Origin of the sequence: Chamaesiphon sp. VAR_48_metabat_403 (assembly GCF_031422475.1) — a bacterium.
Classification (GTDB): Bacteria; Cyanobacteriota; Cyanobacteriia; order Cyanobacteriales; family Chamaesiphonaceae; genus Chamaesiphon.
In genome coordinates, this window is sequence record NZ_JANPLS010000347.1 from 1 (window position 1) to 8895 (window position 8895).

Genomic DNA, 8895 nt, shown 5'->3' on the forward strand with positions numbered 1-8895 from the left:
TTTGAGAGGGGAGACGGGGGGAGGGGGGGACTGGGAGACTGGGAGAGTGGGGGAGTGTGGGAGGTGTGGGAGGGGTGGGAGGAAAAACGAAGGGACGCAGTTCCAAAACCTAAAACCTAAAGCCTAAAGCCTAAAGCCTAAAGCCTAAAGCCTAAAGCCTAAAACCTAAAGCCTAATTAACGAATTGCGCCTGTAAACACGGTATCGGCTAGATTTGTGGCGTGGAAAATTGCTTGATGGAGATTGGCATAACTGAGATCTGCGCCGGAAAGGTTTGCCCCAGTCAAATCTGCACCAGCTAAATTTGCCCCAGCTAAATTGGCTCCGCGTAGATTGGTACCGTGTAAGATTGCGCCAGCGAAACTAGTTTTCGTCAAATTTGCCCACGATAAATCCGCGCCAGTCAAATTCGCCCGCTCGAAATTAGCTAGCACCGCATAGACAGTGACTAAATGCGCGCGATGGAGCCGCGCTTGTGTAAAATTCGCCCGATATAAATGCGCCAAACCCAATTCGGCTGATGTTAAAATCGCCTGAGTCAGATTGGCATCAGCTAAATTGGTGTACGCTAAATCGGCATGACTGAGTGTGGCGCGATGTAAATTAATCCGATCGAGATCTGCTCCTCGCAACTGGGCGGCGGTAAGATCGATCGCGATCGCATTCACACCAGACAAATCGGCATCCCGCAGATCGGCATCGGTGAAATTACTACCCATTAAATTGGCATCACCAAGCTGCGCGCGCCGCAAATCCGTGGCTTTTGCCTGAAGATCGATAGCTTCGATCGATCTTAAATTAGCATCTACCAAATCGGCTCGATCGAGAATCGCACTACAAAGGTTTGCCCCAACTAATTTCGCCGCCACTAATTTGGCATCGCTTAAATTGGCGCGACGAAGATTGACACCATGCAAATCCGCCCCGCGTAAATTAATGCCGATCGAGTACATATCGCTCAAATCCGGCACGGGATGGTGCTTTCTCCACTCCAACCATGCCACCGCACCGCGCCGCAACACTGATTCCGCACTCGCGCTCATTACCTACTCCTGTTTTGCGCGTTCTGGAAAAGGACGACCGGGTAAGCTTTCTAATGTGGCTAGAATGCCCGCTTCCGCCGCTTTAATATCCCGTTCTTCACCGCCTAAGTACAACCGCCCGAATACGCCCACAGCCGAAATTTGGAGGATATTAATCGATGCTGATTTTTCGGCTTCATTCGCGGCGATTGCGGCATACGCCGCTGGCTCTACTTCCAGTACATATAAAGTCTGCCCAGCGAGAATCATATTCCCCCGCCGACTGCGATTGATCATCTGAGTGTGATGAGCGGTAATATTCCGAATAATTCGACTCGAAATGACGCGCGGCTTGAGACAGTCTGCCTGACGTACGCCTAAATAAGCCAGAATCGCGCGTCCGGCGGCATGAACGTCACCCTGACTGCTGGCGTGAATTTCCATCAATCCATATAACCGCTCGATAATCTGCACTCCCGGACGCACCTGGGCAGATTTGAGGGCAATATCCATCATTTGGTTGATTTCGACTCCTGGTGACACCTCAATCCACAAGGAGGAATCTGCTGGCAATGGCAAAAAACCTTGAGCTTCGGTACCCAAGTATGCTGCATGTTGTCGTTGCAAGCGATCGATAAAAACGTAACTGCGGAGATCGATTCCCAAGATAAATTAGAGAGGATGAAGTGAAGACGGCTGAAATAGGCATCTAATTCCGACGATCGTTGGCGTATTCGTAGCGATCTGGAGCATTGACAAAATCCCAATCACCGTTAAGTATACCGCAGGTGGATGGAGATCGGGCTTTGAAGTTGTTCCCGAAATTTCCCCTTTCCCCTTTTCCCCTACTTTACTAGGGATTTTGTCGCTGATGTAAAGATGTGAGATTGACAAATTCACTCGATATTTTGGGCACACTTAGCTATGTAATCTAGTGAGTTGTGAGCGGATGCGGCGCAAAAAATTAATTTCTCCAGAACAATCTGTCACAGATCCGATCGAATATCGATACAAGCTATTATTTCTACCATATCTTTCCTACGCAATATCGGCTACGGTTCTAGGTACTTTTGTTGGTATATTACTTACTTTTATTATTCTTGAATCTACCAGCATAGCGATACTAATCTCGACGAGCTTTTTCTTATTTTTGTTACTATTAGAACTATTAGTAGTCTGGTTCGCAGTCAAAAAGACCGATCTCATGATGACAGCAGAAAATATCTCTGCCGTCGATATTTGGTACCGTCGGCGGTCGATTGGTTGGCAAGAAATTACATTTTTACGACACCGTCATTTATTTGGAATTAGATACTTATATATTAAAACAGCCGATGACAAAAGTGCGATAATATTAACACGATTTTATCAGACAGATCGACTACTCGATCGCATCCGTGAATTAGCAGGAGCGGAACATATATTAGTCCGCGCCTTAGAAAAAGAATTATCGCGTCCGCGCCGAGAGCTGACTAAAGTTTGGGGGTGGGTAATTGGCTCGATCGCAGTGACGATGAGTATTTATCTAATTGGCGGGAATACGTATGCAGCCGAGCGAGAAAAACCATTACAACAAGCGATTGCCACTCATATCAGCCAGTATCCTCCCACCGCACCCAATCAGTCGGCAATCGAATTACAAGCCTTGATGACTAAATTAGGGATATCTGTGAATGTATTTGGTGATGGTAGTAAGGTAAAAACTATCCCAACAACAGCCGCGATCGATGAATGGGGGAAAATTCAAACAGAATTATATACTTTTGTTAATGAACAATTAGCTAAAACTGAGGACTCGATCGACCCAATTCCTGGCAAAATAGCAACTTATATCAAAAATCATCAAGCCGATCTAGATGCGATTTCAACTCATCTAGCTAATAATCAAACACCAGAATGGGGTAATGACACATGGCTATCTCAGCGCGATCCAAAAGCAGATGATAGCCCGCTATTCTCACAATTGCCAAATTTTTTAAGTATTAATAATCTCAAAAACCTCGCCATTGCTAATCTACTCGATAAGCAGCAACAACCAAATGCCGATTTCACTAAAGATTTAATTACCATTAAAAAACTCCAGCAATCTACTCACCCCCAACAATCGCTGGTGGGACAATTGACTAGTGTTGTTGGTGGAAATAATATCTCAAAATTGGTGCGGCGAATAGATTCACCACAGCCGAAATTAAACGATCGATTGCCTAAAGGATGGGGCGATAATTTATTTGGCAAGGAACGCCACAGATATATGATGGGCGCGATCGAGAATGAGTCGATCGGTACTAATAAGTTTTTAATCAATCCAGCTTTGCTCGATCGATTATTTGTTCTCTATGATAATCCATTACGGTTTATACCAGGACTATCGACTATATTGCAGCCCCGGTTCCGATTAATTGCAGTCGATCGACATCAAGAAATCTCTAAAGGAGTAGACTACTGGAGCAAACAAAATATCTGTCGGACAGATGGTAACAGTGGCGTAAAATCTAACATCAGTACTATTGAGTATACGATCGATCCTGTCCTGTTAACCAATCAATATTCCAAGGTATTAAAACAAGATTTATTGTGGGAGCTGACAACTAGTGTCAGACAAGTAAAAGCTAAACTAGCCGCAGGGAAAAAAGTCGATCTTGTTGCCAAAGACTTTAATTTTCAGTCAAAAGTTTGTCCTGGAGAACAATGGACGGCTACATCGGCAAATGGCTCTGTCAATATTACATTCAGTCATCCACCCAATTGGAACGCATTGGGGATACGTAATGCCAAGGCGAGCGAGTCATTGACTTATTCAGTTAAATCGATCGCTAAAACATAACCTCTATTTTCTATCCCCTATCCCCTGTTCGCAAGTAAGTCTACATGTGTCAGAGGTGGCGATCGCGGGCAGAGTGGTGAGGTGAGATATAATGACAAACAGAGCGATCGAAAGTGTTATCCTCGATCTAAGAGGTTGCACCGCCGATATCATAGCCAATCTCAATCTGTGCTCGCCGAGCCAAAATCTATGAACTCCGACGGAACTGCAAACCAAAAACCAGATCTTAAATCGCCCCCACAACCAGAAATTATCGATGTTAGCGTGGTGGAAGAGATCTCGTCAGTACCGGAGCCACTCGGCGATGTCTGGGAAAGCAGAGATATTGCTCCGCCTGAAGCCACCACCACACCACCTGTAGAGCCAGAGCCAGATCCAGATCCGATCGCATTAGACGATAACTGGAGTATCCTCTTAGATGAAATTAGTCAAGAATTAGAACCAGAGCGAAACATCGAGCCAGAAACCAAGAACGCACCACCAGTCGATGTCGATAATGCCCAAGTCGCACCATTAATCCGCGCTGAAGCCGAAATCAAAGCCGAAATCGCCAACCTCCAAGCCACCCAAGCACAGCTCCAACAGCAGATATCCGACACGCAAACAAGTTTCGGACAAATCATCCAAACTTCAATCGCCGATCTCGAACAACGTCGCCAAAAACTGCAAATCTCCGTCGAACAACTCGAACGCCGACGCGAACGCGTTCAGGAAGAAATTAATAAAAGCTTTGCAGGCGGCTCTCAAGATATTGCCATTCGCCTGCAAGGATTTAAAGATTATCTCGTCGGTAGCTTACAAGATTTAGTCGTCATCGCCGAAGAAATCGAATTTCCCGAACCGCCACCCGCTCAAATCCGCATCCAGACACCCTTACCCAAGCAAACAGCCACCAACGCGCCAGCGAAAAACCAAACCCCTCAATTCGCCGAACCTGCATTTAGATCCACCGCTGCCAAAGTTCGCGCGTCGATCGATCGTTATCGTAACGCACCCGACTATTATGCCCCCACTTGGCAACTGCGCCGCACCCTCGAAGCGGTTCATGCCGATAAAGTTTCCGACTGGTTTTTCACCAAAGACGGACGGGGAGCCATCCGCACGATGGGGAGCCGCTTGCAAAATATCCTCATTGCCGCCACCGCAGTATCGGCACTGCGAGAGCTATACGGAGACTATCTCCGCACTCTCGTCCTCGCTAACCTACCCGAACGCCTCGGCGACTGGCGCAGAGGCTTTCAAGACTGTTTGGGACTCTCTAAGACCGATTTTGGTGGCAATGGTGGGATTATTTTATTTGAAGATCCCGATGCTTTAATCCAAAAAGTCGATCGCATCGTGGCTAATAAGGAAATGCCCCTAATTATCATTGATAATTCCGAAGGTCAAATTGCCCTTTCGATCCTCCAGTATCCGCTCTGGCTAGCGTTTGCCCCCGATCCGAATCAGCAAATAGATGATTTTCGGGAATATCGATAAGGCTTTAGGCTTTAGGTTTTAGGTTTTAGAGGATGTCTGAAAACTCAATTTTGTTAAGCATAAACCCTGGAAATCCCCCCTAGCCCCCCTTTTTAAGGGGGGAACCGGATTGAAAGTCCCCCTTTTTAAGGGGGATTTAGGGGGATTTACCCACTCGAAACGAAGCAGTTAGACTTTTCAGACATCCTCTTAGGTTTCCCATATTTCTTATCCTCAGTCCCCTTTCCAGAATGTTAACAAACATCATCATCGCTGTCGGTATTTTCACTATTGCTTATTTACTCGGCTCGTTGCCGACTGGATATTTAGCGGGGAAATTGTTGCAAGGAATCGATATTCGCGAACATGGTTCGGGTTCGACTGGTGCGACGAATGTATTGCGAACATTGGGTAAAGTGCCTGGATCGATTGTATTATTAATCGATGCAATTAAAGGTGCTTTAGCAGTCACGATCGCGAATCTAATTTTTACCCTCAATTTATTTCCTACTATCCCCAGTGAATGGCAAGCTTATTTAGTGCCACTCGCCGCGACAGGGTCAATTTTAGGGCATAGTAAATCGATTTGGTTGAATTTCGGTGGTGGTAAATCTGTCGCTACGGGTGTTGGCGTTCTACTGGCGATGTCATGGCAAGTTGGCTTGGCAACAATGGTGGTATTTGGCATTACGATTTCCATTAGTCGGATCGTTTCGATTAGTTCGATCTCCGGGGCAATTTCGGTCACGATTTGGATGCTATTATTCGATCGACCATTACCTTCGATCGTATTTGCGATCGTCGGTGGTATTTATGTAGTCTGGCGACACAGCACCAACATCCAAAGAATTATGGCGGGTACCGAACCAAAATTAGGACAGAAAGTAGAATCACCCAGTACTTAAATCGTTCGATCGGTAATTTAGCCAAATTATCCGGAATTGACTCTATTATTATTGTTGTCAACATATGTGTAACTAGGCGATAATGTCGCTGACAACTTCCTCAACCTTTGCGAACATGTCGAAATTAACAACCTTAACAATCTCAATCTTAGCTACTGCGATCGGTATTTGTCCTGGAGTATTACCCGCACAGGCACAAGATGGTGGCATTCCATCGGGTAAAACCTGTCGAGTTACCGATCCGACAGGAACACCACTCAATGCCAGACTGCAACCAAACGGTAAAATTGTCAATCGGATTAGAAATGGTAGAACGGTATACGCTCAATCAATTGCCAGAGATGACGAAGGTAAGCCGTGGGTTTTAGTTGCCATTAAAAATCAGGGCAATTATAAAATTCTCGGATATGTATTGCGCGAGTTTGTTAGCTGTTATTAAGTTTGGTTGACAATTGAGTTTCCACTGGTGGAAACTCAGTTTTGGATTTAATAATTTAGGCAAAAACATGAGCAAGTGGCAATATGCGATCGTGACATTAGTTGTCTGTTGGTTATTAATAATCGGTACTAATAAAATATCGCTAGCCACAAATCCTGCACCGTCTCAATGGACAGAAATTTCCAAAGATGCACAGATGGATCTTGACTTTACCTACGCCACTACCAACAACTTTGTCAAAACTAAACTGTATCCGTGTGCTCGGTGCTTCCTCCGTCCCGAAGTAGCCAAAGCAGTCAGACAAGCCAGCCAACAATTACAACAACAAGGATACGGCGGATTGAGACTATTCGACTGCTATCGTCCACAACCCATCCAACAAAAGATGTGGAACATCAAACCCGACGAACGTTACGTCGCCAATCCAGCTAGAGGATCGGATCATAATCGCGGTACGGCGGTAGATTTGACCATTTTAGATAGAGGTGGCAAACCATTAGAAATGGGCACCCCATTCGACGAATTTAGTCTCAAAGCGCATCATACTTATCGAGAATTATCGCCCCAAATTTTAAAGAATCGATCGCTATTGAAAAAAACAATGGCATCTGTTGGCTTTCATCACATCGATACCGAATGGTGGCATTATGCTTGGAATGGTAAAAAGCCAACTGTCGGTAAATGGGTGTGGGATTGTAATTAAATAAGAATGTTTACGCATCGCGGTAAACCCGAATCAGTCGCTCATTTAAGTTAGCGAATGGAGAAACAGCCTCGTGGATTTTCTCAGCTAACCGTTCAAAATTAGTATTTTCGCTACAGACTATAATGCCTGCATGAGCAGACGATTGTTTGTGCAGGCGAATAAAGTCGTAGCGATTGAGAGTTAGCACAGCTCGATCTTTGTCAGTGGCAAAAGCTAACACATCTTCATCAGGAATTTTTTGGTTAGCATTTCCAGCCTCTTGTACAGTCAATACATCATGTCCTAGCGATCGCAACGCAATGGTAGTAGCTTTTGGAAACTGTTCATCTGCATAGAAACTTGCCATCTACTATTATTCCTCATCCTGTCGATCGATCGCCCGATTGATTTCGTCAGGATTGGCACTTGCATAAGTCCATGCATTAACCAAATCGGTTGCCATCAGGGTAGGATAATTATCGAGGAGTTTGGCTTCGCTAAGTCCCAGTCGGCTATAACTAACCAATAACCAAACCGGAATTCGGGTATCTCGAATGCAAGCTTCACCACCCATCACGCCAGGAGTTTTATGGATGCCTTGCCAAGGTGTTTCCAGGCTACTAGCAAGAAAGTGGATGAGGTTGGCTTTTTCGTCAGAGGTTAGGGACAACAATTGAGTTTGTAATTCTTGAATGGTCATGAACTGTTGATGACTCAGTAGGACACTCTATTATTTTACTTGAAATTTCCGAAAACTTTATGCGGCAAGTTTATAGACACTTTTGACTTGACTCAGACGAGCGGCAAAAAGTAAAACAGCATAGATATCTTCAGCTTCTAAATCTTCATAATCCGCCAAAATTTCTGCGTGAGTCATGCCCGAACTCAAGAGTTCGAGGATAAATTCGATCGGATATCGGAGTCCGCGAATACATGGCTTACCATGACAAATATCGGGATTATGGGTAATGCGGTGCAGGAGATTGGCTGTCATGAGATGTTGATGTGGGGAAAGGCTCTTGGTATCCTCCTTATTCATCATAATCCAGAACCCGATCGAGGTGCGTTAAAATAGTAAACATAGACAGCCAACTGTTGGCAAATGAGTGTTGGATCGTGCATGATGGGATCGCCACATTTAAATTTTCAATCAATGTCTATTCCAAAAAAAGGCTCGCGAAAAATCGTTGTTGGATCGGAAACATTCATTTGGAACATTCGCAAATCCCGTAATGGGAAAGTACATTACCCCGATGAGTGTCTTACCGTTGCAGTCGAGCACGCCCAAGAACCAAGATCGATTTTGGTAATTTATACACATCGACTTCATCCAGAGAGCTGGAGTCCACAAAATAGTAACTATATCCCGGTGCAACCTCAAGATGGATCGGGAGAAATTAGAGCTTGGAGAATCGAACGCAAACACGCAATCATTCCTGTCAAGCCTGCTGATGTGGCATTGTGGATTCAACAGGCATTAGGGATCGGATGGCAACCGAAAGAGTCTGGTATACCTTTTACGGTTGCAGTCGCAGATAATGGTCTGAAAAAATGTGAATTTT

General features: G+C 45.0%; 11 protein-coding genes. 6 read left to right on the plus strand and 5 right to left on the minus strand.

Going from position 1 to position 8895, the window contains the following annotated elements:
- Positions 1–176: 176 nt before the first annotated feature.
- Both RMO79_RS16760 and RMO79_RS16765 read right to left on the minus strand, forming a co-directional pair.
- A complete protein-coding gene (locus RMO79_RS16760) occupies positions 177–1043 on the minus strand; it encodes a pentapeptide repeat-containing protein (protein ID WP_310484347.1) in 867 nt (288 codons plus the stop codon).
- Positions 1044–1046: 3 nt separating this feature from the next.
- The gene (locus tag RMO79_RS16765) at positions 1047–1688 is read right to left on the minus strand and encodes a hypothetical protein (protein WP_310484348.1); all 642 of its coding nucleotides are present in this window, start codon (positions 1686–1688) and stop codon (positions 1047–1049) included.
- 283 nt (positions 1689–1971) lie between these two features.
- Between RMO79_RS16765 and RMO79_RS16770 the strand changes: the two genes are divergently transcribed.
- The 5 genes from RMO79_RS16770 (at position 1972) to RMO79_RS16790 (ending at position 7351) form a co-directional block, all read left to right on the plus strand.
- The gene (locus RMO79_RS16770) at positions 1972–3846 is read left to right on the plus strand and encodes a hypothetical protein (RefSeq protein WP_310484349.1); all 1875 of its coding nucleotides are present in this window, start codon (positions 1972–1974) and stop codon (positions 3844–3846) included.
- A gap of 189 nt (positions 3847–4035) precedes the next feature.
- Complete coding sequence (locus RMO79_RS16775; protein WP_310484350.1) at positions 4036–5325, plus strand: DUF3086 domain-containing protein; 1290 nt, start codon at positions 4036–4038, stop codon at positions 5323–5325.
- Between the two features lie 230 nt (positions 5326–5555).
- Positions 5556–6209, plus strand: coding sequence for a glycerol-3-phosphate 1-O-acyltransferase PlsY (plsY, locus tag RMO79_RS16780; RefSeq protein WP_310484351.1), 654 nt, complete (start codon positions 5556–5558; stop codon positions 6207–6209).
- A gap of 115 nt (positions 6210–6324) precedes the next feature.
- Positions 6325–6648 (plus strand): SH3 domain-containing protein, encoded by a 324-nt coding sequence (locus RMO79_RS16785; RefSeq protein ID WP_310484352.1) that lies wholly within the window; start codon positions 6325–6327, stop codon positions 6646–6648.
- 67 nt (positions 6649–6715) lie between these two features.
- On the plus strand, positions 6716–7351 hold the full coding sequence (locus RMO79_RS16790) for a M15 family metallopeptidase (RefSeq protein WP_310484353.1): 636 nt from the start codon (positions 6716–6718) through the stop codon (positions 7349–7351).
- A gap of 10 nt (positions 7352–7361) precedes the next feature.
- Here RMO79_RS16790 and RMO79_RS16795 read toward each other — a convergent pair whose 3' ends face one another.
- Genes RMO79_RS16795 through RMO79_RS16805 form a run of 3 tightly spaced genes read right to left on the minus strand, consistent with a single transcriptional unit; the run spans position 7362 to position 8327 of the window.
- On the minus strand, positions 7362–7700 hold the full coding sequence (locus RMO79_RS16795) for a DUF5615 family PIN-like protein (RefSeq protein ID WP_310484355.1): 339 nt from the start codon (positions 7698–7700) through the stop codon (positions 7362–7364).
- A 6-nt stretch (positions 7701–7706) separates the two neighbouring features.
- Positions 7707–8033, minus strand: coding sequence for a DUF433 domain-containing protein (locus tag RMO79_RS16800; RefSeq protein WP_310484357.1), 327 nt, complete (start codon positions 8031–8033; stop codon positions 7707–7709).
- A 57-nt stretch (positions 8034–8090) separates the two neighbouring features.
- On the minus strand, positions 8091–8327 hold the full coding sequence (locus RMO79_RS16805; protein ID WP_310484359.1) for a DUF433 domain-containing protein: 237 nt from the start codon (positions 8325–8327) through the stop codon (positions 8091–8093).
- Between the two features lie 159 nt (positions 8328–8486).
- Between RMO79_RS16805 and RMO79_RS16810 the strand changes: the two genes are divergently transcribed.
- A partial coding sequence (locus RMO79_RS16810; RefSeq protein WP_310484360.1) for a hypothetical protein occupies positions 8487–8895 on the plus strand: 409 nt, incomplete at its 3' end.